This is a genomic window from Nakamurella sp. A5-74, from assembly GCF_040438885.1.
In the GTDB taxonomy this organism is placed as follows: Bacteria; Actinomycetota; Actinomycetes; order Mycobacteriales; family Nakamurellaceae; genus Nakamurella.
This window is the reverse complement of sequence record NZ_CP159218.1, coordinates 437,881-463,995: the sequence shown is the minus strand read 5'-3', so window position 1 is coordinate 463,995 and position 26,115 is coordinate 437,881. Positions and strand designations below refer to the sequence as shown.

Annotated in this window: 17 protein-coding genes; 5 read left to right on the top strand and 12 right to left on the bottom strand. The window is 68.5% G+C overall.

What is annotated here, in order from left to right; translation table 11 throughout:
• Positions 1–105 precede the first annotated feature (105 nt).
• Positions 106–2,010: a hydantoinase B/oxoprolinase family protein gene (locus tag ABLG96_RS02105; RefSeq protein ID WP_353649775.1), complete on the bottom strand. Its 1,905-nt coding sequence runs from the start codon at positions 2,008–2,010 to the stop codon at positions 106–108.
• Positions 2,007–4,205 carry a hydantoinase/oxoprolinase family protein gene (locus tag ABLG96_RS02100; RefSeq protein ID WP_353649774.1) on the bottom strand — a complete coding sequence of 733 codons (2,199 nt, stop codon included), beginning with the start codon at positions 4,203–4,205 and terminating at the stop codon, positions 2,007–2,009. The genes ABLG96_RS02105 and ABLG96_RS02100 overlap by 4 nt, the downstream gene beginning before the upstream one ends.
• Positions 4,206–4,348: 143 nt before the next feature.
• Here ABLG96_RS02100 and ABLG96_RS02095 point away from each other — a divergent pair, with 143 nt between their 5' ends.
• A complete protein-coding gene (locus tag ABLG96_RS02095; RefSeq protein ID WP_353649773.1) occupies positions 4,349–4,873 on the top strand; it encodes a type 1 glutamine amidotransferase domain-containing protein in 525 nt (174 codons plus the stop codon).
• A gap of 77 nt (positions 4,874–4,950) precedes the next feature.
• Here the strand turns inward: ABLG96_RS02095 and ABLG96_RS02090 are convergent, their stop codons facing one another.
• The gene (locus tag ABLG96_RS02090; protein ID WP_353651353.1) at positions 4,951–6,996 is read right to left on the bottom strand and encodes a PhoX family phosphatase; all 2,046 of its coding nucleotides are present in this window, start codon (positions 6,994–6,996) and stop codon (positions 4,951–4,953) included.
• A 528-nt stretch (positions 6,997–7,524) separates the two neighbouring features.
• On the opposite strand from ABLG96_RS02090, the gene ABLG96_RS02085 reads away from it, so the two are divergent.
• The 3 genes from ABLG96_RS02085 to galK are packed head-to-tail and all read left to right on the top strand — an operon-like array spanning position 7,525 to position 10,552.
• Positions 7,525–8,394, top strand: a complete 870-nt coding sequence (locus ABLG96_RS02085) for a DeoR/GlpR family DNA-binding transcription regulator (RefSeq protein ID WP_353649772.1) — start codon at positions 7,525–7,527, stop codon at positions 8,392–8,394.
• Complete coding sequence (galE, locus tag ABLG96_RS02080; RefSeq protein WP_353649771.1) at positions 8,391–9,362, top strand: UDP-glucose 4-epimerase GalE; 972 nt, start codon at positions 8,391–8,393, stop codon at positions 9,360–9,362. The genes ABLG96_RS02085 and galE overlap by 4 nt, the downstream gene beginning before the upstream one ends.
• Positions 9,359–10,552: a galactokinase gene (gene galK, locus ABLG96_RS02075; RefSeq protein WP_353649770.1), complete on the top strand. Its 1,194-nt coding sequence runs from the start codon at positions 9,359–9,361 to the stop codon at positions 10,550–10,552. The genes galE and galK overlap by 4 nt, the downstream gene beginning before the upstream one ends.
• A gap of 18 nt (positions 10,553–10,570) precedes the next feature.
• Here galK and ABLG96_RS02070 read toward each other — a convergent pair whose 3' ends face one another.
• The 4 genes from ABLG96_RS02070 to ABLG96_RS02055 all read right to left on the bottom strand — a co-directional run bounded on the left by ABLG96_RS02070 (position 10,571) and on the right by ABLG96_RS02055 (position 15,895).
• Positions 10,571–12,049: a putative T7SS-secreted protein gene (locus ABLG96_RS02070; RefSeq protein WP_353649769.1), complete on the bottom strand. Its 1,479-nt coding sequence runs from the start codon at positions 12,047–12,049 to the stop codon at positions 10,571–10,573.
• Between the two features lie 422 nt (positions 12,050–12,471).
• Positions 12,472–13,380 (bottom strand): carbohydrate ABC transporter permease, encoded by a 909-nt coding sequence (locus ABLG96_RS02065; protein ID WP_353649768.1) that lies wholly within the window; start codon positions 13,378–13,380, stop codon positions 12,472–12,474.
• Positions 13,377–14,270, bottom strand: coding sequence for a sugar ABC transporter permease (locus ABLG96_RS02060; protein WP_353649767.1), 894 nt, complete (start codon positions 14,268–14,270; stop codon positions 13,377–13,379). Before ABLG96_RS02060 ends, ABLG96_RS02065 begins: the two co-directional genes overlap by 4 nt.
• Before the next feature lie 206 nt (positions 14,271–14,476).
• Complete coding sequence (locus tag ABLG96_RS02055) at positions 14,477–15,895, bottom strand: extracellular solute-binding protein (RefSeq protein ID WP_353649766.1); 1,419 nt, start codon at positions 15,893–15,895, stop codon at positions 14,477–14,479.
• Positions 15,896–16,196: 301 nt separating this feature from the next.
• Here ABLG96_RS02055 and ABLG96_RS02050 point away from each other — a divergent pair, with 301 nt between their 5' ends.
• Entirely contained in the window at positions 16,197–17,393 is a 1,197-nt protein-coding gene (locus ABLG96_RS02050) for an ROK family transcriptional regulator (protein WP_353649765.1), read from the top strand.
• A gap of 69 nt (positions 17,394–17,462) precedes the next feature.
• On the opposite strand, the gene ABLG96_RS02045 is transcribed toward ABLG96_RS02050, so the two are convergent.
• The 5 genes from ABLG96_RS02045 to ABLG96_RS02025 form a co-directional block, all read right to left on the bottom strand.
• Positions 17,463–18,104 carry a GyrI-like domain-containing protein gene (locus ABLG96_RS02045; protein ID WP_353649764.1) on the bottom strand — a complete coding sequence of 214 codons (642 nt, stop codon included), beginning with the start codon at positions 18,102–18,104 and terminating at the stop codon, positions 17,463–17,465.
• Between the two features lie 84 nt (positions 18,105–18,188).
• Complete coding sequence (locus ABLG96_RS02040; protein WP_353651352.1) at positions 18,189–18,989, bottom strand: ABC transporter ATP-binding protein; 801 nt, start codon at positions 18,987–18,989, stop codon at positions 18,189–18,191.
• 131 nt (positions 18,990–19,120) lie between these two features.
• Positions 19,121–20,110: an ABC transporter ATP-binding protein gene (locus ABLG96_RS02035; RefSeq protein ID WP_353649763.1), complete on the bottom strand. Its 990-nt coding sequence runs from the start codon at positions 20,108–20,110 to the stop codon at positions 19,121–19,123.
• 76 nt (positions 20,111–20,186) lie between these two features.
• Positions 20,187–22,937: an FtsX-like permease family protein gene (locus ABLG96_RS02030; protein ID WP_353649762.1), complete on the bottom strand. Its 2,751-nt coding sequence runs from the start codon at positions 22,935–22,937 to the stop codon at positions 20,187–20,189.
• A complete protein-coding gene (locus ABLG96_RS02025; RefSeq protein ID WP_353649761.1) occupies positions 22,934–26,038 on the bottom strand; it encodes a hypothetical protein in 3,105 nt (1,034 codons plus the stop codon). The genes ABLG96_RS02030 and ABLG96_RS02025 overlap by 4 nt, the downstream gene beginning before the upstream one ends.
• Between the last annotated feature and the right edge of the window lie 77 nt (positions 26,039–26,115).

Below are 26,115 nucleotides of genomic sequence, written 5' to 3'. Positions count from 1 at the left end.
TCATCGCAGCGGACAACAAACACCTGCTCCCGTTGTCCGATCGGCCTACCCGTTCGCCGGTCCCGGCTGCTCCTCCGGATACCGCCGGGAGGTGCCGTCACAGCCCTACAGCCAATCGACATCCGCGTTGACAGCTCCGCTGGAGAGTCGGGCGTACCCCGGGCCGCGGTCGAAGAACGGGCTGTCGACCGGCACGAGGGAGCGTCGCTCCGCCCGCAGGATCTCTGTCGCTTCCTCGTCGACGATCACCCGGTCGACGTGCCCCTCCAGGACCTCGGCGGCGAGCACCACCCCGTAGTCGTCCAGCGCACCGTCGACGGACACCTTGCCGCGCACCACATCCAGAGCCACCTCGCCGGCCGGGCGATCGAGCGGATCGCCCCAGCCACCGCCGCCCGTGGTCCGGACCCGTACCAGTTCACCGGCCTCCACCGGGGCGCCGTCGGCGAGCCCGTCGATCTCGCGCTCGCGCGGCCCGCCCGGATCGATGGTGACCTGGAACGACTTGCCGGCCCTGCCGCCCTTGACACCCCAGCACGACAGGATCGACCGGTCGGCGATGCACATGAAGTCGGTGGCCAACAGCATCCGGTAGTGCTTCTCGTAACCGAGGCCGCCCCGGTAGCGTCCGGCTCCGCCGGAATCGACTGCCAGGCCGAGCCTTTCGATCAGGAACGGGAACCGGGACTCGGTCACCTCGACAGGCACGTTGGACGAATCGGGAACGACGTGGATGGTGTCCTCGCCGTCCGCGTAGTACCGGCCGCCGGAGCCGCCACCCAGGATCTCGCGCATCAGGTAGGGCGTCCCGGTGCGGTCGATGCCATGGAAGCCGACGTACCGGATCGTCTCCTGGTCGGCCGGCATCCGGCCGTCGACAGCTTTCGCGAGCACTCCGGCCAGCACGCCCAGCAGGCGAAGGATGACGAACGTCCGCGCGTTGGTCGGCGCAGGGAAGATCGGCGTCAGCAGAGTTCCCTTCTCGGGGAACCTCATCTCCATCAGCGGCACCACGCCCTCGTTGACGTCGAGCTGTGCCATCCGTTCGGGTGTGTCGGCGAGATTGCGCAGGATGGGCGCCAACCATTTCGCCAGGAAGACCCCGTCCGAGTAGTCGGCCGCATGGTTGATGGGACCCTTGGCCTGCGGCCCGGTGCCGGTGAAGTCCAGGATGATCCTGCCGTCGGTGACGCCGTCGCCGGCCGACAGTTTGGTGAGGGTGATCCGCTGCCGGTGCAGCCGTGGTGCGTCCACGCCGTCGTGTTCGGCGTAGTCCTCCCAGACGTACTCGCCGTCCGGGATCTTCGACAGGATCTCGGTCCGGTAGGTCTCCGTGGTCGCGGACAGGATGGAGTCGAAACACGCCTCGACCTGGTCCCGCCCGTAGCGATCGAACAGCTCGGCGAGACGGCGGGCACCCATCAGGCAGGCGCTGCATTCCGCGTCCAGATCGGCGGCCAGCGAATCCGGCATCCGCGAGTTGCGGGTCATGATCCGCAGCGCCGCCTCGTTCGGAATTCCCTTGTCCCACAACTTGATCGGCGGCACCATCAGCCCCTCTTCGAACACACTCCGCGCGTTGCTCGGCATCGACCCGGGGACAGCGCCGCCGATGTCGTCGTGGTGCCCGAACGCCTGCACGAAGGCCACCACCTTGCCACCTGAGAAGACAGGCACGGTGACGCAGAGATCGGGGAGGTGCCCGATGCCGCCCTCGGAGAGGTAGACGTCGTTGTGGAAGTACACGTCGCCCGGCTGCATGGTGTCGATCGGGAAGTCCCGCACCACCGGCTGGACCAGCGCAGAGTACGAGCGTCCGGTCAGCTTCCGCAGCTTGAGGTCGTGGATCCCGGCGCGGAAGTCGTGCGCGTCCCGGATCATCGGCGACCGGGAGGTGCGTCCGATTGCGCTCTCCACCTCCATCTCCACCGCGGCCAGCGTGCCGGCGACGATCTCGACGAGGATCGGATCGGCCTTCACCTGCTGCTTCGACGTGTCCGGGGTGCTCATGCGCTCTCCTGCTCGGTGCTGGTGCTGTTCTCCGTGCTGGTGCTGATCTCGGTGCGGGTGATGACGAGGTTGCCGAACTCGTCGACCTTGGCGGCGAAACCGGGATGGATCGGCACGGTGGACCCGAACTCCTGGACGACCGCGGGACCGTGCACCACGTGACCGGCGCGCAACGAGGTCCGCTCGTAGAGGCCCGAGATGATCCAGCGTTGCTGCTCCGCTGCGGCTCCGGGGGCGGCGAACCAGGTCTGACGTTCACCGGTCCTGGCGACGCCCACGTCGGTGGTGGCCGGCAGGATCCGTGCCAGCTGCGGCCGCGGGATCGGTCCGATCCCGGTCGCCCGCAGGTTGACCCACTCGACGTGCTGGTCGGCGCGACCGGCGAAGTCGTACCCGTAGAGCGCGCGGTGCGCCGCGTGGAAAGCGGCGGTGACGGTGTCCGCCCACTCGCGATCGACCTCACCGTCCGGGCAGTCGACCCGGACCTCGTACGCCTGGCCGAAGTACCGCAGATCCGCGGTGCGTTCGATCACCTGGTCATCCGGCGCGAAACCCTCGCGCTGCAACGCATCCCGGACCTGGCCGGTCAATCGCCGGTAGACGCCGGTGATCGCCGGCAGGTCGAGCTGGTCGTGCCGTGAGATGAAGGTCTGCACGTAGTCGTTGCGGACGTCGACCGTCAGCAGCCCGTAGGCCGAGACGTTTCCCGGGTTGGGCGGCACCAGCACGGCCGGCAGTCCGAGCACGTCCATCAGCCGGCAGGCCAGCAGCGAGCCGGATCCGCCGAAGGTGACCATCGGGTAGTCGCGGACGTCGAGCCCACGCTTGACCGTCACCTGGCGCAGGGCGTTCGCCTGGTTCCACGCGGAGATCTCCAGGATCCCGCTCGCACAGGCTTCGAGGGTGATGCCCAGATCGCTTGCCAGCGCGGCGATCCCGCGCCGGGCGGCTTCGACGTCCAGCGGGATCTCACCACCGAGCAGATGTGGTGGGATGCGGCCGAGCACGATGTGCGCGTCGGTGATCGTCGGCTCGCTGCCGCCGTTCGGGTAGCACATCGGGCCAGGGCTGGCCCCGGCCGATCGCGGGCCCACTTTGAGAGTCCCCTCCGGGGAGAGATGGGCGATCGATCCGCCACCGGCTCCGACCGTGACGACGTCGATCATCGGGATCTTGGACGGGTAGTCACCGACGCTGCCCTCGGTGGTGAGGCTGGGCACCCCGTCGCGGATCACGGTGACGTCGGAGGACGTACCGCCGCCGTCGTTGGTGACCACGGACGGGTAGCCGGCGTTCGCTGCGATCACCGCCGCGCCCAGTGCACCCGCCGCCGGACCCGACAGCACTGTCGTGATCGGTTGGTGCGCAACCTCTTCCGCCGACAGGACGCCACCGTTGGACCGCATGATCGAGAACGGGATGGTGCGATCCAGATCCAGATCCAGCGCGGCGAGGCGCTCGGCGATCCCGTTGATGTAGGCGGCGATGGTCGGCTTCACCGACGCGTCGATGAGGGTCGTCATGCTCCGCTCGTACTCGCGGTACTCCCGCAGCACCCGGGAGCTGAGCGAGACGACGGCCGCCGGGAACTCGCTGCGGATGATCTCGGCCAGCTGCTGCTCGTGGCTGTCGTTCGCGTACGAGTGCAGCAGGCACACCGCCAGCGTGCTGATGCCCCGCTCGCGGAACCAGCGCACGGTTCGCACGGCCGCCTCGCGGTCGAAGGGTCTGACTTCGTGTCCGGACGCGTCCAGTCGACCCGGGATGGTGCGGATGCGCTCCGGCGGGACCATCCGCGGTGGCTTGACCCAGAAATAGGAGTTCCCGTAGCCGTCCGGCACCCGCTGGCGGGCGATCTCCAGGACGTTTTCGAAACCCTCGGTGGTGATGAAGCCGAGTTCGCCGATCCGACCCTCGAGCAGCTGGTTGGTGGCGACGGTGGTGCCGTGCGCGATCGATTCGATGTCCGTCGCGGTCGCTCCCATCGCGTCGAGGATCTTGTCGATGCCGGTGAGGAATCCGTCCGCCGGGTTCGCCGGGGTGGAGGGCGTCTTGGTGGTGGCCACCGCTCCGGTGCGCGTGTCGACCGCGACGATGTCGGTGAACGTGCCACCGGTGTCGACACCGATCCTCAGGTGCCCGCGACGCACCGATCCCGTCGGCCTGGGGGTTCCGGCACCGGCTGTTTCGGGCATCGCACTCCTCGTTCGGGCCGTTCCCGGCGCGCGCTGGTCAGCCCCATTGAATCGCCCCCATGACGCCGGATCGTCGGCAACACCTGCCAACGGCCGGATCGGGGCCCGGGTTCAGCCTCCGGGCCTTCGGGTACTGCGCCGTCATGACCCAGAAGATCGCATTCCTCACCTCCACCGAAGGCATCGAACGTGTCGAGCTCACCGAGCCGTGGCGGGCAGTGAAGGACGCCGGCCACACCCCCGTCCTGCTGTCCACCGAGAGCGGGCAGGTCCAGACCTTCGACCACCTCGACAAGGCTGCCGCCTTCGATGTGGACGTGGTGGTCGGCGAGGCCTCCGTCGACGACTACGCAGCCCTGGTGCTGCCCGGCGGGGTCGCAAACCCGGATGCGCTGCGCACCGACACGGATGCCGTCGCGTTCGTGAAGGCATTCGTCGAATCCGGCAAGCCGGTCGCTGCCATCTGTCACGCACCGTGGACGCTCATCGAGGCGGACGTCGTCCGCGACCGGTCCGTGACGTCCTGGCCCAGCCTGCAGACCGATCTCCGCAACGCCGGTGCGCAGTGGCGCGACGAGCAGGTCGTCGTCGATGGGAACCTGATCACCAGCCGCAACCCCGACGACATCCCGGCGTTCAACGCTGCCCTGCTGGATGCCGTCAGCTGACCGTCCGCACTGCAACGGCAGATGACCCGGTCACCCCCCGACGGGTGACCGGGTCATCTGCCGTTCGGCCTCGCAGCTCAGGACTTGTAGACCTGCACCACGGCCGGCCGCGGGCCCTTGAACTGACCGGCCTTCGGCTCACCGACGACGTAGTCCGGGAAGTAGGAGGTCTGCGCGGCGAACGTGCCCTCCTCGCCGGGGTGCTGCACGGCGACGAACACCAGGCCGTCGCGATCGTGCACCACCGGGCCGCAGGTCTCGGCCTGGTTCGGCACCGCCAGGAACTGCTGGACCCGGCCACGCTCGGAGCCGCTGAGCGGCACCTTGAACAGACCGTCGGCCAGTCCCAATGCCGACGGCGCCCCGTCGGTCGCGATCCACATGTTGTTCTCCGAGTCGAAGGCGATGTTGTCCGGGCACGAGATGGGCGACACCTTGTTCTTCGGGTAGCCCGCGAAGTAGGTGTTCGCCGCCGCCGGATCACCGCAGACCAGCATCAGGTTCCAGACGAACGTCTCGCCGTCCGACCCGTGCAGCTCGGTGAGCTCGACGATGTGGCCGTCCTTGTTGGCGTTGCGCGGGTTGGGCTCCGTCGCGCCTTCCTTGCCGACCTTGCCACGATCGGTGTTGTTGGTGCACACCACGTACACCTTGCCGGTCGCGAGCGAGGGCTGGACGTCTTCACAACGGTCCATCTTGGTCGCGCCGACCTTGTCTGCCGCCAGTCGGGTGTGTACCAACACCTGGTCGACGCTCATGCCCTTGATCCACGACCGGCCCCCCTTGATCAGCGGCACCCAGCTGCCGACGCCGTCGAACTGACCGTCCTGCGGCAGCTCACCGCTGCCGTCGAGGTCGGCCAGCGATGAGTCGCCGGTGAACCGGGCGACGTACAGATCGCCCTCGGTCAGCAACGTCTTGTTGTGGGCGCGGGCCGCGGGAGACGGGCCGCGTCGGTAGGTCTTCTTCGAGACGAACTTGTACAGGTAGTCGAAGCGTTCGTCGTCGCCCATGTAGGCAACCACGTGACCGGAGCGGGCGACGATGACGTTGGCGCCCTCGTGCTTGAGCCGACCCAGCGCCGTGTGCTTCACCGGAGTCGAGTTCGGATCCATCGGGTCGATCTCGACGATCCAGCCGAACCTGTTGGGCTCGTTGACGAAATCGGCGGTCCGCGCGTCGAACCGCGGCTCGATGGTCTCCCAACCGAGTGCGGTCGCGCTGTCCTTGAGCCCGTAACGCTTCTCGCTGTCGGTGGTACCGGCAGCGCGGAAATAGCCGTTGAAGTTCTCCTCCCCGGTGAGTACGGTGCCCCACGGCGTCGTCCCGCCGGAGCAGTTGCCGAGCGTGCCGAGCACCACCTTGCCGGTCGGATCGTCCTTCGTCCTCAGCAGTTCGCTGCCGGCGGCAGGCCCGTCGACCGCGAACGTGCTGTGGGTGTGGAAGCGGCGGTTGAGCCGCACACCGGAGCGACGCGTCGACCACGGCGTACCCGGCCGACGCCGCTCGAGTTCGACCACCGAGAAACCGTGTGCTGCCTGGGCGATCCGCTTGGCCTCGACGGCATCCAGGTCGGCCGGGAACATGATCTGCGGGTTGACGTACTCGTGGTTGCAGACCAGTACGGCCCTGGTCCCATGGACATCGGTCGAGATGATGTCGGTGTAGTCGTTGTTGTAGCCGAACTGCATGCGCTGCTTGGCCGCGGTCTGCGCCTCGATGTCGAACACCGGTGCGCCCGGCAGCACCGGATCACCCCAGCGGATGATCGGCTTCCAGCTGTAGCCACGCGGAACCGTCAGCGCATCAACGGTTTTCTCCACCGGAGCGATCGGGGTGAAGCGCAGGGTCGAGCCCTGGGTGGTGGCTGTCGCGAGGGCTTCCGGCGCCAGCTCCGGCGCGGCGGCCGGGGCGGCCGCCGCCGAGAGCGCAGCCGGACCGACAGCGATCGCGAGCGCACCGGCGCCGGCCAGTCCGATGAGTCGCCGACGATCGAGGGCGATCGCGGCGATGTCGCGGAACGTCGGGTTGTCCGATTCGTTGGGAACCGGGTGGAAGCACGCGTTCGCACACTTCAGTTCACAGGTCACCGCGCTGCGCTTGCCTGCGGTGTGCCCGAGCATCGGCAGCAGCCGGCGGCCCGCCGACCCTGGCGTGGACGACGGGGCTGTGGACGACGGAGTTACGGACGACGGTCGGGAGCTGGGGACGGTGGGATCGGCGGACATGGCAACACCTCACGGATCGGTGGGCACCGGAGCGCCGCACGCTGTGGTCGGTCAACGAACTGCGTCTGTCGGGACCTGTCACACCCTGCTGGGCCGGCGGGTACACAGCAGGTCCGGCAGGCGACGCGGAGGTGAACGCTGACCGACCGGTCCTTGGCGAGGTGGACGACGCAATCCGGCCGCTCCATCGGAGAACCTGAAGAACACTCTGCAGGAATCCTCCGCGCCCGGCCGTTCTGCGTCACCTGTGTGGCCCGAGTGCACAGACGGGGTATCGACTCCCCCGTTCTTCGCTCGCTGGACCATCATGGAAGGCGGACCCAACAAGATCACACACACCTGGTGTAGATTCTTGTTGAGTTCGGGTGAGATGCCGTACCGGCCAGGGCGGCCACCCGTACCGCGTCCGGACCGGGAGGCGTCATGCTGGCAGCCGTCCGTCAGGCCAGGATCCTCGACGAACTCCGGCGGTCCGGGGGCGTCCGGGTGGCCGACCTGACGGAGCTCCTGCAGGTGTCGGACATGACCGTGCGCCGGGACCTCGACGTGATGGACCGCAAGGGCCTGCTCACCAAGGTCCACGGTGGCGCGACCGCGGTGGAGACCGCGCACGCCCTCGAACCCACCTTCGACTCCAAGGCAATGCACGAGCGGCTCGAGAAGGAGGCGATCGCAGCGCACGCCGCGCGTCTGATCCAGCCGGGCATGGCCATCTCGATCACTGCCGGCACCACCACCTGGGCGCTGGCCCCGCATCTCGCCGGCATTCCCGACCTCACCGTCGTCACCAACTCGCTCAAGGTTGCCGAGGTCCTCTACGACCAGGAGCGTCCCGACCTGACCGTCGTACTGACCGGCGGCATCCGCACGCCGTCGGACGGATTGGTCGGACCCATTGCGGTGCAGGCGATCCGTTCCCTCCGGGTCGACCTGGTGGTGATGGGGATCCACGGCATCGACCTGCGAGCGGGCCTGACCACCCCGAACCTGATGGAGGCCGAGACCAACCGTGCGATGGTCGAGTCCGCGCGCCGGCTCGTCGTGGTCGCCGACCACACCAAGTACGGCGTGATCGGCCTGTCCCAGATCGCCCAGCTCGGTGCCGTCGACACCCTGATCACCGACGACCAGCTTGATCCGGAAGCGCGTGACCAACTCGCCGAGCAGGTCGGTGAGGTGATGGTGATCCCCATCGTGCACGACGGCGGCGCGGCCGCCATGGCACTGCGCACCGAGGGCCGCGACGCAGCACCCACCGGAATCAGTCCCCCCACCCGAGAAGGCATGTCATGAAACTCCTGGTCGCCGGCGGAGCCGGATACATCGGATCGGTCGTCACCCGGCTGCTCGTGCAGGAGGGGCACGAGGTGGTGATCCTCGACGATCTCTCCACCGGGCATGCCGACTCGGTCCCGGAGGGGGTGCGTCTGGAGTCGGCGTCCATCGCCGACGCCGACCGGATCCTGGACGGCGCCGGCTTCGACGCCGTTCTGCACTTCGCGGCCAAGTCACTGGTCGGCGAGTCGGTGGAGCGACCGAGCATCTATTGGCACACCAACGTCGTCGGCACCCGGCTGCTGCTGGACGCGATGGCGCGACACGGCGTTCCGCGGCTCGTGTTCTCCTCGACTGCTGCCGTCTACGGAGAGCCGGACCAGGTTCCGATCACCGAGGACACCCCGTGCCGACCGACCAACACCTACGGGGCGACCAAGCTCGCCGTCGACATGATGATCTCCGGCGAGTGCATCGCCACCGGTCTCGGCGCGGTCTCCTTGCGCTACTTCAACGTCGCCGGTGCCGCTCTCGGCGCGGGTGAACGACACGCGATCGAGACCCATCTCATTCCGATCGCGTTGGACGCGACCTCAGGTCTGCGAGACAAACTGACCATCCACGGCGACGACTGGCCGACCCCGGACGGCACGCCGATCCGCGACTACGTGCACGTGCTCGACCTGGCGCGGGCGCATGTCCTGGCGCTCGGCGCCGCTCAACCCGGCGAGCATCTCATCTGCAACCTGGGCAACGGCAACGGTTTCAGCGTTCGCGAGGTGATGACCGCCATCGAGGAGGTCACCGGTCTGCCGCTCCCGGCCACCGTGGGGCCACGCCGCGCCGGGGATCCGACGGTGTTGGTGGCCTCGGCCGATCGGGCGCGGTCGAAGCTTGGCTGGGCGCCGGAGTTCGATCTGCGGCGGATGGTCGCCGATGCCTGGGCCTTCCGTGGAACCGCCCCGGAGATCGGAGACCGGCGATGAGCAGCAGGAGCATCCCAGCAACACATGCAGAAGCTCTGTACCACACCACGTACGGCGGACTGCCGGACGGTGTGTGGTCGTCACCTGGTCGGGTCAACCTGATCGGTGAGCACACCGACTACACCGGCGGCCTGGTGTTGCCCTTCGCGATCGACGATCGTGCGGTGGTCGCTGCCGGCCGGATCGACGAGCCGGTGGTTCGGATCGTCTCGTCCCAGCGACCCGGCGGGATCATCGAGATCCCGATCCGTCAGCTCCGCCCCGGTTCGGCCGCGGCCACCGGGTGGCCGGCCTATCCCGCCGGCGCGGTGTGGGCGGTCGGGGATGCCGGTGCACCGGTGTCCGGCCTCCAACTGGCGCTCGACTCCGCAGTCCCCGTTGGTGCCGGGCTGAGCTCGTCAGCGGCGGTGGAGTGCGCCGTTGCGCTGGCCGCCGCCGAGCTCGCCGGCAGTGAGATGTTCGACGGGCCAACAGGTCTGCAGCAGTTGGCCAGGGTCGCCCAGCGCGCCGAGAACGAGTTCGTCGGCGTCCCGTGCGGGCTGATGGACCAGATGGCCTCCGCGGCCGGGCAGGCCGGGAACCTGCTGTTCTTCGACGTCGGCGCGGGCACCATCGAGCAGGTCCCGTTCGACCCGACCGCGGTCGGGCTGACCCTGCTGGTGATCGACACCCGAGCCCACCACTCGCTCGCCGACGGCGAGTACGCGCGTCGCCGCGCATCGTGCGAACGGGCGACCGCAGTTCTCGGCCTCACCTCGCTGAGGGAGATCGACGACCTGGACGCCGCACTCGCCGTCCTGGCCGTTGAACAGGACGGTGCGGTGCTGACGAAGCGGGTCCGACACGTGGTGACCGAGAACGCCAGGGTCGAAGCAGTGGTGGCGTTCCTCCGTGACGGCGAGATGTCTTCCATCGCAGCGGATCTGACCGCATCCCACCGATCGCTGCAGCACGACTTCGAGGTGTCCAGCATCGAACTCGACCTGGCCGTCGACGCCGCACTGGATGCCGGTGCTCTGGGCGCCCGGATGACCGGTGGTGGTTTCGGCGGCTCCGCGATCGCGCTGGTGGACACCGCCGACGCGGCCGAGATCACCCGGGCGGTCGAACACGCATTCCTGGACGCCGCTCTCGACGCACCGGTGAGCCGCAGCTACAGCCCGTCGGCGGGAGCCCGTCGGGACACCTGAGCCACCACTCCGGCCGGATCAGCGGGCCGGCACCTCGAAGGCCGCGCGCGACATGCCGTTGGGGTGCGTACCCGCTTGCGAGTACATCGACGCGTTGGAGCTGTGGAGCAGCGTCTTCCCACCGCTGGTGATCAGCCTCGCCTGCTGCAGGCGGTTGCCGGCCAGCTCCGGGTGCAGGACGTAGATGTTGACGGCCTGGTGGCCGGTGGCCGCACCGTTGGCGATGATGTTCTGGATGGCGTCGAGCTTCTTGCTGACGCCCGGGACCTTGATGCCGGTGGCCGAGACCGCACCGGCCAGCATGGCCTCCTTGATGCTGCCGTTCAACTCGTAGTTGCGATAGCCGGTGAGACCCGCCGTGGCAGTGGAGGTTCCCGCTTCGACCCGACGCCAATTCTTGGCAACCTTCGCGAAATGGTCGTCGAGAGCCTTGTACTGGCTGTTGGCGGTCTTCAACGCGCCCTTGGCCTCGCTCACACCGGTCTTCGCGTTCTTGATCGCAGCCTTCGCCGCGCGGCCGTTCCGGGTCAGGAAGGCAAGCTTCGGCTTGGCGCTCTTCGCTGCCACCAGTGCAGCCTTGGCGCCCTTGACGCCGTCGCTGGCCTTCTCGATGTTCTTCGCCGCATTTCCCAGCTTGGCCATCTTGCCGAAGGTGCTGAGCTGCTTCACCCCGGGCACCAGCCCGAGAGCATCCAGACCCATCTGGGCCCAGGAACCCTGGCCGGTGACGAGCTTGTTCAGCACGTCGATCGCCAGTGCAGTCGCTCCGGCGGCCAGCGCGATCGGGCCCATGACCGGGGTCAGGAACGGGATCAGGGCGAGCACCCCGGCAACCATCGACACCATCTTGAGCATCGGGGAGACGTACTTGACGGCGAACGCCAAGGCCTGTTTGAACTGGTGGACGACCACGGCGCCCAGCTTGTCCCAGAAGCCCGGGGGCTTCTGGAAGCGTTTGTGCTTGGCGTCGTCGATGGTGCCGCAGCACTTCTGGATCGCTTCGCGGTGCTCCTTGCGGATCGCTGCCGCCTGGGACACCGAGCCGTTGAAGGCGCTGATCGCATCCGCGTGACCGGTGTTCGCATCGGCGGTGGGGCTCTTGTAGTGCGGATCGGGGGTGGTGGCCAGGCTGTTCGTCTTGTCTGCCTGCTGGGCCTGCTGCACGGCCTGCGCCGACGAGTCGACCTTGGACTTCTGCTCGGCGGCAGCAGCCTTCAGCGCGGTCATCCGCTGCTGCAGGTCGCGCAGGGTGCCCGCATAGGTCCGGAGCGCGGAACCGACGTCCGACCAGGCATCGCCGGCCGTCGTCAGGTGCGGCGTCATGTCCTTGTTGATGCGACCGCGGTAGGTGTCGGCCTCGTCACCGGAGAACTGCGAAGCATCCAGCGAGCTCACGTCGCTGGACGCCGAGTGCGCGGACGACCCGAAGTTGGTCCAGTGCTGCGCGGAGCCGATGATCGCATCGGGGTCACCGCTGAGTTCGAATGTCTCGGTCACTGGAGGCCTTCCTGTCGTGCGGTGCCCGACACGGTGGTGCCGGCACCCCGATCGCTGGGTTCGCAATGATCCAATGCCTGCGGCGTCCACCGCGGGCGTTCGGATCGATTGTGGCCAATCGGGTGACGCGGTGGCCACTCCGAGCGATGGGGAGCACTACCCATCAGTGCTCTCACCTGGGGCGATGCGTCACAGGTCGATCGTGCGTGAACTGCGATGCCAGCGCTGCGTGTCATGGCGGTCTCCGGTCGCTCGTCGTCCGTCGGTCATGACGTGAGAGGCGGCAGCGCGGTCGACGGTTCCCCGGATGGGTACTTCGCCCCATACCGCCACCCGGACGCGTGAAGAAATCCCGGAACGCCGATCGGCGGGTGAGCCGGATCCTCACCCGCCGAGTGCGGCTCGCGGAGCTCGGTCGGCCCTTACTTGACCGAACCCGACATCAGGCCGGAGACGAAGTAGCGGCCGAGCACGATGTAGATCACCAGCGTCGGCGCGGAGGCGATCAAGGCACCGGCCATGCTCGAGCCGTAGTCCGGGTTCTGGGCACCCGAGAGTTGCTGCAGCGCGTAGGTCGCAGGACCGTTGTTGGGGCTGGAGAGGAACAGCGCGAACAGGAAGTCGTTCCAGGCCGAGGTGAACTGCCAGATCAGCGTGACCACGAATCCGGGGATCGAGACCGGCAACACGATCGAGGTGTAGGTCCGCCACATTCCGGCGCCGTCCACCCTGGCTGCCTCGAGGATCTCGTTGGGAACCGCTGTTGCGTAGTAGTTCCGGAAGATCAGCGAGCAGATCGGGATGCCGAAGATCGTGTGCACGATGATCAGCGTGGTGACGCCCTGGCTCAGTCCGAAGTCGTTGAACAGCATCTGCTGCAACGGGATCATGATCGCCGGGTACGGCAGGAACATCCCGAACAGGAACAGGGTGAAGACGATGTTCGCGCCGGGGAACTTCCACTTGGCGAACACGAAACCGTTGAGCGAGCCCAACATCGAGCTGATCGCCGCAGCGATCGTGGCGATCGCCAACGACCGACCCATCGGCGCGGCGAGCGTGTCCCAGGCCTTCGACCAGCCTGTGAGCGTCCAGTTCTGCGGTAGGAACCAGGAGCGGCTGGTGGTGATCTCGGCGGCCGGTTTGAAGCTGGTCACGAACATGACGTACGCCGGGACCAGGATGATGATCAGGAACAGGATCAGCAGCACATAGCGCACGGTGCGGGCGGTCGTGGCCCGCGAGGTGGATGCCTGCTGGTCGCGCTCCGGGGCCTCCGGAACCCCTGCCAGCGGGGTGGTGTCTGCGGCGGTGGTGGGGATCGCAGTCATGATCCGGCCTTCTTCTCGACCCGACGGGTATAGACCAGGTACGGCACCACGAAGATCGCGACGATGACCAGGATGATCGTCGAGTTCGCTCCTGCGAGGCCGTACTTGTAGGTGCTGAGTTGGGACCACAGCAGCGTTGAGGGGACACCGGCCACGTACGAGTTCGATCCGGCCAGCGCATAGATCAGGTCGAACATCTTCATCGACATGTGTCCGACGATGATCAACGCGGACAGCGCGACCGGCGAGAGCTGCGGGAAAAGTACGTAGCGGTACACCTTGTACTCGCTCGCCCCGTCCATCCGGGCTGCCTCGCGCTGGTCGTCGGAGATCCCGCGGAACCCTGCCAGGAACAACGCCATGATGTACCCGGAGAGCTGCCAGATGGCTGGCATCGCCATCGCCACCATGTTGAACTTCGAGTTGGAGGAGAACCAGGCATTCTGCAGACCGTCCAGTCCGGCCATCTGGAACAGCTGGTTCAGCCCGATCGCGTTGTCGCCGGTCTGCGGGTTCAGCAACCACTTCCAGGCGACTGCCGATGCGATGAACGAGATCGCCATCGGGAACAGGTAGACGGAACGGAACAGCCCCTCGCCCTTGGGGCCCTTCTCCAGCAGCAGAGCCCAGACGATCCCGAAGAGCATCGTGCCGACGATGAACGCCACGGTCAGGACCAACAGGTTGTACCAGGCGTGCTGGTAGTTGGAGTCCTCGATCAACCGGGTGTAGTTGTCGAACCCGATCTTGTGGACCTGCAGCTTCAGGTTGTTCGAGTTGCGATTCGTCAGCGACGTCAGGAAGTTGCGGACGATCAGGTAGTAGATGAAAACACCGATCAGGATGATCGACGGCAACACCAACAGGAAACCGGAGACCCAGGTGGGCATCCCCCGGCCACCCCTGGCGGGCGTACGGCCTGCCGCGCGGCCGGCCCTGGGAGGCCGCGCAGGCGTCGACACACTGCTCATGATGCTCCGATCTCGTTGCGGCAGAACACGTCGTGATGGTGCCGAGGGGGCAGCACCGATGGGGACAGCGGAGAGCGGGGCCGCCCGGGAGGACGGCCCCGCCTCAGCTCGGATCGACGTACAGCTCAGTTACCGGAATTGTCGGTGGCTGCATTCACCAGATCGGTCTGCAGACCGGCCTGGTCCTTGGTCGACATGAACTTGCTGATCCCCTGGCTGATCGCGGTGTTCCACCCCAGGTTCACCGCTGCACCGTGGGCGATCGAGGAGACGATCGTGTCCTTCTTGAACTCGCCCATGGCCCACTGCTGGTAGGCCGGGAAGCCCTTGTCGGTGACGTCGGTGCGCGCCGGGATGGAGCCCTTGGCGAGGTTGAACGCCTGCTGGCCTTCGGCCGAGCCGACCGTCGTCAGCCAGTCCTTGGTGCCGGCGGCGTTCGGAGCACCCTTGGGCAGAGTGAAGGAGTCGGCGAGGAAGTCGTAGACGCCTTCCTGGCCCGGGACGGCCCAGTAGTTGTAGTCGGTGCCGTCCTTCTTGCCCTTGGCAGCGAACTCCGCGACGGCCCAGTCACCCATGACGTTGTAGGCACCCTTACCTTCGATGACCATGTCGATCGCGGGGGTCCAGTCGTCACCGTCGGCCGGGGTGTTGGCGTAGGTGAGGAGCTTGGCGTAGTCGGCGATCGCGGTGGTCACCTTGGCGTCGTCCCACTTGGTGGACCCGTCGAACAGGCCGTTGTAGCCGTCGGCACCGAGATCCGAGATCAGCACGGTCTCGAACAGCTCGACCTGGGTCCAGGTACCACCCAGAGTCAGCGGGGTGGAGACGCCGGTTGCCTTCACCTTGTCCATGTCCGCCATCCAGGCGGCCAGGTCGGCAGGCGCCTTGGTCGCGTCGATGCCGGCCTTCTTGAGCACAGCGGAGTTGCTCCACACCACGTTGGCGCGGTGGATGTTCGAGGGAACCGAATAGATCTTGCCATCGACCGTGAGGCGATCCAGCAGATCCTTCGGGAACACCTTGTCCCCACCGAGGGCGTCGATGACATCGTTGACCGGCTCGACCTGACCGGCGTTGATGTAGTCGGTCAGCTCGGCCCCGGCGTGGCCCTGGAACGAGTCCGGCGGGTTGCCGGCCTGCAGATCGGAAGCGAGCTTGGTCTTGGCGTTGCTGCCCGCACCACCGGCGACGGCGAGGTTGACGAACTTGTCGGCCGGGTTCTGCTTGTTGAACACCTTCACCAGGGCATCGAGGCCGGTCTTCTCCGAGCCATCGGCCCACCAGGTGAACACACCGACGTCGCCGCCGGCGCCACCGGTACCCGCGGGGGCGGACGAACTGTCGCCGCCACTCGACGGGGTGGCGGACGAGCTGCCATCGCTCGTGGGCGCGGTCGAGGAGGCCGTGTCAGTGGTCGGGGCAGTGCTCGATGGGGAAGTGGCACCGGAAATGGTGCCGGGCGACCCGGAGTTCTCGCTGGATCCACACGCGGCCATCAGGAGGCCGACGGCGGCGATGCCGGCGACCAAGGGGGTACGGCGCATACCGATTTCCTTCCGAACTGAATCTTCCGTCCACGGCCGCCCGCGCATCGACTGGGCTCCACGGACGGAAGCAGCGCAGGTTCGGTGGTCGCCAGATGTTAAGTGGATCAACGCAGCTGAAGAAACCGCGCACGGCGCGCCTTTATCAGATTGTTTTGTTCCGGGGTCAAGCGGAATTGGGCTGTGCCGTGCCGAATCTCCGCTTCTTCGGCAGCGCCGCGGGTCAGATGGACTCCCTGACGGGGACTGCCAGCAGCGGTTCGGCTTGACTTACTGCGGAAGTACGGGCATTTTTCCCGCTGTGACCATTGACGACGACGTCGAGCGCCGCGGCGCGGGGCGTGCCTCCCCGCTCCGCGACGCCAGTCGTCGGTTGATCCTGGAGACGTTGTCGGCGGGAACACCGATCAGCCAGGTGGATCTGGTCAGGACCACCGGACTGTCCAGATCAACGGTTGCTTCGGTGGTGGCCGAGCTGACCGCCGAGGACCGGCTCGTGACGACCGGTCGGGGACACCTCGACGGTCGGGGCCGACCGCCCAAGTTGCTGGCACTGGCGGCCGGAACAGGGGTTGTCGCCGCGCTCGATCTCGGGCACGCGCATCTGGGAGTCGCGGTCGCGGACCTGGCCGGAACGGTGTTGTCGGAGCGCCGGGTCCCGATGGACATCGATTCGTCGGCCGACGCAGCTGTCGACGCGGGTGTGCAGTTGCTGCGGGAGATGTTGGTGGAGCACCACGATTCGGGGAGGCCCAAGTCGGTCGTGATCGGGGTGCCCGGACCCGTACGACGCTCCACCGGCCAGCTGCTGTCGGGCACCATCCTGCCCGGTTGGGTCGGCTCGCAACCCGCTGAGGACTTCGCGGCAGCGCTGGGCCAACCCGTCATCCTGGAGAACGACGCCAACCTGGGTGCGGTCGGTGAGCACGTGTACGGCCGGGGGCGGGGCGTGCGGGATCTGATGTTCGTCAAGGTGTCGACGGGAATCGGTGCCGGAATGATCCTCAACGGCTCGCTCTACCGGGGCAGCCGCGGTACCTCAGGGGAGATCGGCCACGTCCAGGTGAGCGAGGACGGCGCGCTGTGTCGTTGCGGCAGCCGCGGGTGCCTGGAGACCATCTCCTCGGCCGACGCCGCCCTGGGCCTGCTGCGTCAGGCGCACGGTCGGGAACTCACCCTGGAGGACGCACTGCAGATCGTCGCCGACGGCGACCCGGGCGCGGTGCGGCTGTTCACCGACATGGGCACGGCGATCGGCAGGGTGATCGCCGCGGTCGCGGCCAACCTGGACCCGGAGCTGGTGATCATCGGGGGGCCACTGGCCAGCAACCCCGGGCCGCTGCTCGACGGGATCAGTGCAGCGGTGCGTCGCTACACCCAGCCCTACGTGTCGGTGCAGCTCGTCGTCGCCGCCGGCGAGCTCGGGTCGCGCGCATCGCTGTTGGGGGCGGTCGCCACCGCCGTCCAGGTGGCCGCCGACCGTGCGTCGAATCGCTGACCGATCTCCCGTCCATCCAGATCCGGCGATCGAGCAACCGAGGAACGAGGGAGTCGAGATCCCGCCCGATCACCGTTGCGTCGTTCGAACATCGCGGGGTTGCTCGATCACCGGCTGACGCAGGATCGTGCGCAGGCGATCGGGAGCGGTGCGACGGGCATCACTCAGGTAGATCTCGTGGTGCTTCCCGGTGAGCGCGAAGCCGTTGGCGGGTACGAACTCGTGGTGCATCCGATGCAGCACCGGCCCTTCGTCGTCGTACGGACCCACGTGCAAGGTCTGCACGGCAGTGCCCTCGTCGAGCAGTTCCAGCCGGATCGCCTCGAGCGCGGGTGCACCGCCCTTGCGCTCGACGGTCTGCAGCCCAGCGGCCCAGTGCTCGCCGGTGATCCACTCCGGGATCATGATCATCGTGGTCCAACTCCAGCGCGACTTGTCCCGAGCGGCAGTGAACGACTCCATGTCCTGCGCCCACCACAGCGCTTCGAGCGGCATCACCACGTGGTCGCGGCCGAGCTCGTTCCTGCTGAGGAACTTCAGCGTGTAGGCGACCGGATACACCGTCTGCAGCGCCTCCCGGTAGGACGGGGAGGTGTTGGGATCACCGTGGCCGTCGATCATCAGGAACTGCATCTTCGGCACCGTCACGACCTCGAAGGTGCCCCGCGTCGAGGAGTACGTGGCGATCTGCTTCTTGAAGTCGCTCTTCACCTCTCACAGTGTTCCGTCCGCCGCGCCGAATGTCAGCACCCCGGTGGCCGACGACGGACAGTGCAGCCGAGAGACAGTGCAGCCTCAGTCGGCCGCGTGTCGACCGCCCTCGCGCTGCAGCCGGTGACCGCCCACCACCGGGATCTCGTCGGTCCGCGGCGACATGTCCGCAGCCGGCACGATCGGCGCAGCAGGGTGCTCCCGATCCCTCGCCCGTCCACCACGCAGCTCGATCACCCGATCCGCCAGGTCGATGAGTGCCGGGTCGTGGGTGGTGACGACGGCGGCCACTCCTCGCTCGCGCACCAGATCGTGGATCAGTGCCAGGATCCGACCGGCCGTTGCACTGTCGAGCTGCGCCGTCGGCTCGTCGGCGAGGATCAGTTGCGGCTCGCCCGCCAGAGCCCGCGCCAACGCGACCCGTTGTTGCTGACCACCGGACAATTCGCCCGGTCGTTGGTCGAGGTGCCCAGCCAGACCCATCTCGGTGAGGATCGCGACCACCCGACGGTCGCGCTCGGGAACTGCAGTCCTGGTGAGGCGCAACGGGATCTCGACGTTCTCCCGTGCGGACAGCATCGGCAACAGACCGAAAGCCTGGAAGACGTACCCGATCCGATCGCGCCGCAGCGCGGCGAGTTCCACGTCGGACAGGGCGGCATAGTCGTTGCCGTCCAACAGGACCCGTCCGTCGGTGGGTCTGTCCAGTCCGGCGAGCAGGTTCAACAACGTCGACTTGCCGGCGCCGGACGGCCCGATCAACACCACCAGCTCGCCACGACCCACCATCAGGTCGACGTGGTCGACGGCCACCACCTCACCGGCACCGGTACGGAAGACCCTGGTGACACCGTCGGCCTGCAGCAGCGGCCGCTCGGTTGACACCTGATGCGGCACATCGGGATCTCGCCCCACTCCGTTCGCTCGATCACCGAACGGGACACCGTCCGCCTGCAGCAGGGAGTGCTCTCCCGAGACCCGCCGCAGCGGCGACTCGCCTTCTCGATCGGTCACGCTCACCGTGCATCGCCTCCGTCGAAGATGTCCGAGCCGGCGTCCTTCGTCTGCGGCAACGCGGGCGGCAGTTCGCCGGCCGGCCGGATCACCACCCGATCCTGTTCGGTCTGCAGCAACACCCGATCCGCCAGGCCCAGGGCCCGCACCGACTCGGGGGGGATCTGCATCCGTCCGACGTGATCGAGCACGACGAACTCCCTGGCCACCGTCGACGGGGTTCCGTCGGCCGCACGTTCGTGGTGCCGCAACGTCTCCGAGGCGATCCGACCGTCGCGGATCCGGATCGTACGGCGGACGTGCTCGGAGACGTCGGCGTCGTGAGTGACGATGATCATCGTCGTTCCGGTCTCCTCGTTCACCCTCCGGAGTGTGCTCAGCACGAGTTGGGTCGACTCCTCGTCGAGCTCCCCGGTGGGCTCGTCAGCCAGCAGAATCCGCGGGTCGTTGGCCAAGGCGACGGCGATCGCGACCCGCTGCTGCTGTCCGCCGGACATCTCGGCGGGCAGTTTGTCGGCCTGTTCATGCGCCCCGGTCAGGGCCAGCAGCTGGGCCACCCGCAGCCGCCGGCGCTTCACCCCTGCCACCGACAACACCAGCGAGATGTTCTGTGCGCCGGTGAGATACGGGACCAGGTTGCGTGCCGTCTGCTGCCAGACGAACCCGACCGCCGAGCGCTGGTAGCGCGTGCGGTCGGCCCTGCCGAGCGCGACGAGATCGAACCCTGCCACCACAGCGCGACCGGCGGTGGGCCGATCGATGCCGGACAGGATCGACAACAACGTCGACTTCCCGGAGCCGGAGGCTCCGATGATGGCGACCAGCTCCCCACGATCGACCCGCAGGCTGAGTCCCTGCAGCGCCTGCACCTCGATCCCCTCGGTCGCGTAGACGCGCACGAGCTCGGTACACAGCACGTCCGGCTCGGCCGGTGCGGCGGGCGTGCCCACCGACGGCTCCGGACGACCCCGGTGCTGTGACGTGTGGCTCATCGCTTACTCCCTCTTGGACCTTCGTCGTGCCGCCGACATCTGGTGCAGCGCAGCCCGTCTGCTGCTGGGACCGTCATCAGGGTTCACCCCGCAGGATCGACCCTGCCGCGGCCCGCCCGCTCAGCACCGCAGACAGTCCGACCGCCATCACCACCGCAACCGCGAACCCGCCGGCCATCACCAGCAGCCGGTCGCCGTCCAGGGAGAAGTTCGGCGCGAGCACGTCGCCGGTGAAGGCCCGCAGGTCGACCGCACGCTGCACCAACACCGCCAACACGAGGCCGAAACCGCCCCCGACCACCACCGCGGTGATCACCGGCGGTCCCTGTTCCCACGCGCTCAGTGCCGCCGCCTGCCGGGGCCGCAAGCCCAGCAACCGCAACATCGCCAGCAACCTCGAGCGCTGACGCGTTCCGCCAACGGCCAGCACGAGCACCGCGAGCACGGTGAGGATCGCCGAGAGGATCGTGATGACGGTCAGCACCACCCGCATCCCCTCGACCGTCGGGACCTGTGACAGTTGCCGTTCGCTCGCGCTGGGGGAGCTGAACAGCAGGTTCCCCGATGTGGTGCCGTCGAAGTTGGCCGGCAACACCCCTTCCAGAGTGGGAATCTTCCGGTTCAGGAAGTCACTGGTCGGCTGCGAGTCGGCTCCCGGTTGCAGCGACATCAGCAGCACCGAGCCGGTCGCCCTGCCGGCTACCAGCGCGGCGACGTGTGCGGAGTCGACGAGGATCCACTCCCCCGACGCCTGCGGCAGGAAATCCCCTGCGCCGACCACGGCAGCGGGTTCGCCCTTGACCGTGATGCCCCCGCCCGCCGACGCTCCGAGCCCGCTGGAGGTCACCACCGGGACGGGGGCGCCCGCGGCGACATCCGCTGCCATCCCGCCGGGGATCACGGCGGCGCGCGGCACATCGGCGAGCACCCTGGACAGCGCTGCGGTGTCGCCGAAGAACAGCTCGGCCCGCGACGTCCGGCCGCCGACGTCGATGTCGACCGGTCCTGCGTCTCCGAGGGTGGCGACGCTCCGAACGCCCGGCGCGGTCCCGGCCAACTCGATGACGCTCGGGAAGGTCGGCGCTCCGGTCATCGTGAGGTCCGATCCGGCCGCTCGTGCTGCGGCGTCGGCGATCCCCCGGTCGATCGTGGACAGCATCGTCACCGAGAACGTGGCAACGGTGACACCCGTCAGACAGGCCAGGATCAACGGCAGACCCACCGCCGGCTCGCGCAACGACCGGGTGACGCCGAGATGGGCCACCAACCCACGTCGGCGCCGGGTCACCGACCTGATCAGCAGCAACGGCACCGGGTACAGCCGCAGCGTGAGCACGCACACGGCCAGGATCGACAGGATCGGTGCGAGCAACACCAGCAGATCAGATCCCCCGGAGGCGGCATCGGATGCCTCCGCCGGGTCCAGCGCGCCGGTCAGCAACAACGTGACCGACAGCGCGGCCAGCACGATGACGATCGCTTCCGCGACCCACCGCGATCGGGATCCGGTGGTGGTCAGGTCAGCACGGGCTCGCCGCGATCGGCCCGGCGCGGCGACAGCGGCCAGGTACACCGGCGCGACCAGCATGACCAGCAGCCCGATGAGCACCGCCCACCACGGGACCGGCCAGGAGGCGAAGGTCCGAACGGCGAGCACGCCGACCACCGCACCAGGTACCCCGATCAGCAGGCCCTGGGCCAGAGCGATGGTGCGCACCGTCGATCGTGCGGCTCCTCGGTCGACGAGCAGGGTGGTGACCTCCATCCGGCGTCTGGCGAATGCCTGCAGCCCGAGGACGAGCACGGCGATCGCCGCGCCGAACGGCCCCGACATCGCCACCCACTGCACGGAACCGGCCGCGTCGGCTCGCGCCAGAGCGGCCACCAGCGCGCCCGAGAGCTCGGTCGACAGTTGCAGGGAGTTCGCCGAGTCGGCACCCGGTGCGCCCAGTTCGACCCGAAGGCCGGTGACCCTGCGCAATTGGCTGACGAGCTCCGGAACGCCTGTGGTGTCGAGCTTCTCGACCTGCGTCGGGTACCAGAGCCGACCGGTGATTCCGCCGTTGTCGTCGAAGAGTACGCCGGCATCCCAGGCGCCGTCAGCCAGGAAGGCGACAGCAACCAGTCGGATCGGTGCATTGCCGTCGTCGATGACCAGGGCGGTCAGCGCGTTGGGTTCGATGCTCAGGAACTCCGGATCGACCGGCTGCTCGGCAGCCACTCCGACCAGCGTCACCGTTCGACCGGCCACCGACCGGGAGGTGCCGACGTTCCACTGCAGCCGCAGTGCAGCGGGCCCACCCAGCACCATCTCCAACGGCGGAAGCTGGTCAGGGACGGCGGGAAGCACGCGCGGCCACCGTCCCTGCGCAAGTCGCAGGTGCTCGGTGACGAAAGGATCGGAGTCGAACTGCAGCAGCTGATCGAACTGCTGACCGGCGTACTTGTCCACTGCCACCCTTCCAGTCCTGGACAGGAACCGCGCCTCGCCCACCAGGTCCCGGACGGGAGCGGGGAAGTCCGCCCTGATCTCGGCCAGGCGCTGCTCGAGGGGTCCCCACCACCGCTGGTCGGCGGGCAGCGCGGCCGGGCCGCCGACGTACGGCAGCGGGATCGTGGTCTGCTCCGACAGGGAACGATCCAGCAACGACAGATCCGTGGCCGCTTGCCGAACCTCCTGGTCGGCGAACGAGCGGATCAGCGACGGTCCTCCACTGACCAGCGCGGCCAGCACTGCCACGAGAACCAGCAACAGCGTCGCCGGTCCGGCGTCTGCGCGCAGCTGACGGGCGGCGAATCCGATGCGCGCCAACGGTTCACGGTTCACGGCGTCACCCACCGCGGGTCAGGAGTGGACGCTCTGCTGCGTACCTGGCGAGCACTCATGAGCACCACCAGCAGGACGCCGAGAGCGTGACACGCCAGGGGCAGGGCGAGCGTCGCGACGTCGACGGTGAGCCCCGGATCGGGAACGTCCTGGCCGCCCACCACCGAACGCACCGCGAGCCGTGGGACCACCGCGGTGACCGTCAGCCAGCCGAGGACGCCGCCGAGCACCCAGCCGATGAGCACCGTCACACCCAGCTCACGTCGCCTCATTGCGGCTTGGCGCGCGGGCCGGACCCCGATGGCCGACAGGACGACGAGTTCGGCACGGCGTCGGTGGGCGAGGGTGACGGCCACGACCGCGACGGCGGCGAGCGCCAACGCCAGCGATCCGGCGGTGCCCCACCGGTAGGCGTCGATGGCCGGGGCACTGAGGGTCGCCGAGCTGCCGATCGCCACGATCTGAGCCCCGCCGCCGAAGCTGTTACCGGCCGCGGCAGCGGTCGCCCGGGGCGAGTCCGAGCCGATCCAGATCCCGTCCGCGCCGACGAGCGTGGATGCGGCGACCAGCAGGTGTCGTTGCAGCGACAGCAGATCGGTCAGCACCGCGTCCGTACCGTCGAATCCCGGCAGCACCGGGACCACCGCGGCGATCCGGACATCGACCGGTGCGCCGGCCGGGCTCAGACCGATCACGTCGCCGACAGCGAGACCGGAGTTCTCTGCCGTGCGCGCATCGACGACACCGGCGAGCGCACTGCCCGCGGCCGGGAGTCCGGGACCGAATCTCACCAGCACCGGCCGGACGGACTCCTCCACCTCGCCGACGTTGATTCGGAACCCCGCGGCAGTGCCCACGGCAGCGTCGGAGTCTGCCCCGGTCCCGATCTGGAGGGCGTCGGCGTTGCCGCGCAACAACTCCGCGCCGATCTGCGCCCCGGAGGAATCGATGGCGGAGACGGTGAGGGAGCCGCCGAGCCGCGCCGGGCCGGCCGACCGATCGACCTGCAGATCCGCAGCGATCAGCCGCGATCCGGCCACCGGCGCAGCGGATCGCAGATCCAGCGCCCGGGTGGTTGCGGACCCGATCGTCTGACGCACCGCGAGTCCGTCGAGCGTTGCCCACCAGAGCGTCACCGTCCCCGGGCGCGCCGGACCCGTCAGCGAGCCGACCACCCGCACGCCTGAGGCGCCGCCCGGCAGCACCTCGCCCGGATCCGAGTCGTCCTGCAGTGCCGCAGCGATCAGCGCGGGATCCGTCCCCGCCACGACCGGCAGCAGCGACGGCAGCTCGGCCGAACGGAGCCCGATGATGGTGCGGGAGGACTCGCCGTCGGGCGCCGCGACCTCCAGCACCGGCGAGGTCGCGCGGACCCCTGGCAGCGCGGCGATCTGTGCAAGAACCCCCGGATCGGTCGCCGAGCCGACGATCTCGACACCGTTGACTCGGACATCCGGACCGACCTGCAACCGATCCGCCGATCGCTCGAGCTCCGCCACCGTTCCGGTGTACGTCGAAGCCAGCAGCGCGCCCCCCACCGAGAGCGACCCGAGCAGCACGATCGAGGCGTACACGGTTGCGCGGCGGGCGATCTGCCGGACCGGCAGTGCCCACCCGATCCCCCGGTCGCGGCCAGGAAGCAGGCGAGCGACGAGCGCCGCCGCCATCCCGAACAGCACGGTCGCCACCAGTCCACCCGCCAGCAGGATGACGGCAGGTGCGAGCAGCACCGCGGGCTCCACCGATCCAGTGGGCGTGCCGGGCGAACGGCGGAAGCGCCACCAGGTGAACAGGGCAGCACCGCTGACCAGCAACACCGCTCCGCCGGCCACCAGCGCCCTGCCGCGGCCCGAGTCGTCGGCCCGGTCGCGCACCAACGGGGTGGCCGCCTCGCGGTGGGCCGGCACGAGTGCTGCAACGGTCGCCACCAGCACCGCTGCCGCAGCCGCAAGCAGCCCGCCGACCGCCAGGCCGGGACCGAGCGCTGCGATCGCGATTCCGATGGCGGCCCCCGTCAGCGCCACCACCAGCGTCTCCAGCGCGGCCCACCAGGAGGCACGCGCCGCCGACAGCCCCCGGGAGAGCAGCAACACCGTTTCCGGCCGACGGTCGTCCGTCAGCAGGCGGCCCAGCTGGACCAACATCACCAGGCAGAACAGAGCGACGAGCACGAGTGGCAGCGGCGCGGCCGCGGTGGCTCTGGCGACCGCCGCGGCGGCGGCTTCCAGGGAATCGTCCAGTCCGCCTGCGAACAGGGTTCCGCCGACGTTGACAGCGGTGTCGGCCCGGACCGCCGTCGGTAGCGCCCCGACCGCTGCCCGGAGCGCAGCGACCTGGTCACCAGTGATCGCCCCGATCCGGGGGACCAGTGTCCATCCGGCCAGCACACCCCCCGCGGGGGCGACAGCCCGGTCTCCCGAGAGCACCTGCGGCGCCACCTGGAACACCGGGGCGGGATCGGTCACGCCAGCGCCCGGCACCAGCGCCCGGGACGACGACCAGAAACCGCTGACGTCCGGACGGAAGACCCCGGTCACCACCAGCTCGAACGTCGGTGGCGCTGCTGTACCGCCGAGCGGAGTGTCGACGGTCAGTCCGAGGCGACTGCCGACCCGCAGACCCAGCCGATCGGCCGCCTCGGAGGGTAGTGCCGACTCCACGCGATCAGCGGCGCCGGTGTCGGCCGGCCAGCGCCCACCGAGGAGGGTCGCGTGCTGCTCGGCCCCCGGATAGCTTCCCCAGCGCACCGCCGGCCGGGGGTCCTGCGCCCCGGCGAGCCCGGTCGTGATCGTGAACCGGCCCGAGAACGTTCGATCGAACAACTCCACGGGCATACCGCTGAACAACCCGTCGACGAGCGCATGGGCAGCAATCGTCTGGGCCTGCGGGTCGGTTCCGGGACTGGTGGCGAAGGACAGCACGGTCGTGGACCCACTGCGCTCCGCGAGGTACCCGCGGACCCCGTCGGTGCTGCCGCGCTGGACGACGCCGAGGATGACGGAGATCAGCAGGATGGCGGTCGCCACCACCAGGGCGATTGCGGCGAGCAGACCGGCGCGGACCCGTGATCGACGCACCCACCAGTCGGCTCTCGGCAGCACGATGGACCCTCTCCCCCGATCAGTGACCTCCGCACCCCGGACACCGGTGTCGTCCAGACTGCCATGATCGACAGGAG

What these genes read in the sequence shown, in the direction of transcription:
- ABLG96_RS02105 (WP_353649775.1), bottom strand. Translation starts at nt 2,010, where the DNA reads ATGAGCACCCCGGACACGTCGAAGCAGCAGGTGAAGGCCGATCCGATC.
- ABLG96_RS02100 (WP_353649774.1), bottom strand. Translation starts at nt 4,205, where the DNA reads ATGCCCGAAACAGCCGGTGCCGGAACCCCCAGGCCGACGGGATCGGTG.
- ABLG96_RS02095 (WP_353649773.1), top strand. Translation starts at nt 4,349, where the DNA reads ATGACCCAGAAGATCGCATTCCTCACCTCCACCGAAGGCATCGAACGT.
- ABLG96_RS02090 (WP_353651353.1), bottom strand. Translation starts at nt 6,996, where the DNA reads ATGCTCGGGCACACCGCAGGCAAGCGCAGCGCGGTGACCTGTGAACTG.
- ABLG96_RS02085 (WP_353649772.1), top strand. Translation starts at nt 7,525, where the DNA reads ATGCTGGCAGCCGTCCGTCAGGCCAGGATCCTCGACGAACTCCGGCGG.
- galE (WP_353649771.1), top strand. Translation starts at nt 8,391, where the DNA reads ATGAAACTCCTGGTCGCCGGCGGAGCCGGATACATCGGATCGGTCGTC.
- galK (WP_353649770.1), top strand. Translation starts at nt 9,359, where the DNA reads ATGAGCAGCAGGAGCATCCCAGCAACACATGCAGAAGCTCTGTACCAC.
- ABLG96_RS02065 (WP_353649768.1), bottom strand. Translation starts at nt 13,380, where the DNA reads ATGACTGCGATCCCCACCACCGCCGCAGACACCACCCCGCTGGCAGGG.
- ABLG96_RS02060 (WP_353649767.1), bottom strand. Translation starts at nt 14,270, where the DNA reads ATGCCCACCTGGGTCTCCGGTTTCCTGTTGGTGTTGCCGTCGATCATC.
- ABLG96_RS02055 (WP_353649766.1), bottom strand. Translation starts at nt 15,895, where the DNA reads ATGCGCCGTACCCCCTTGGTCGCCGGCATCGCCGCCGTCGGCCTCCTG.
- ABLG96_RS02035 (WP_353649763.1), bottom strand. Translation starts at nt 20,110, where the DNA reads ATGAGCCACACGTCACAGCACCGGGGTCGTCCGGAGCCGTCGGTGGGC.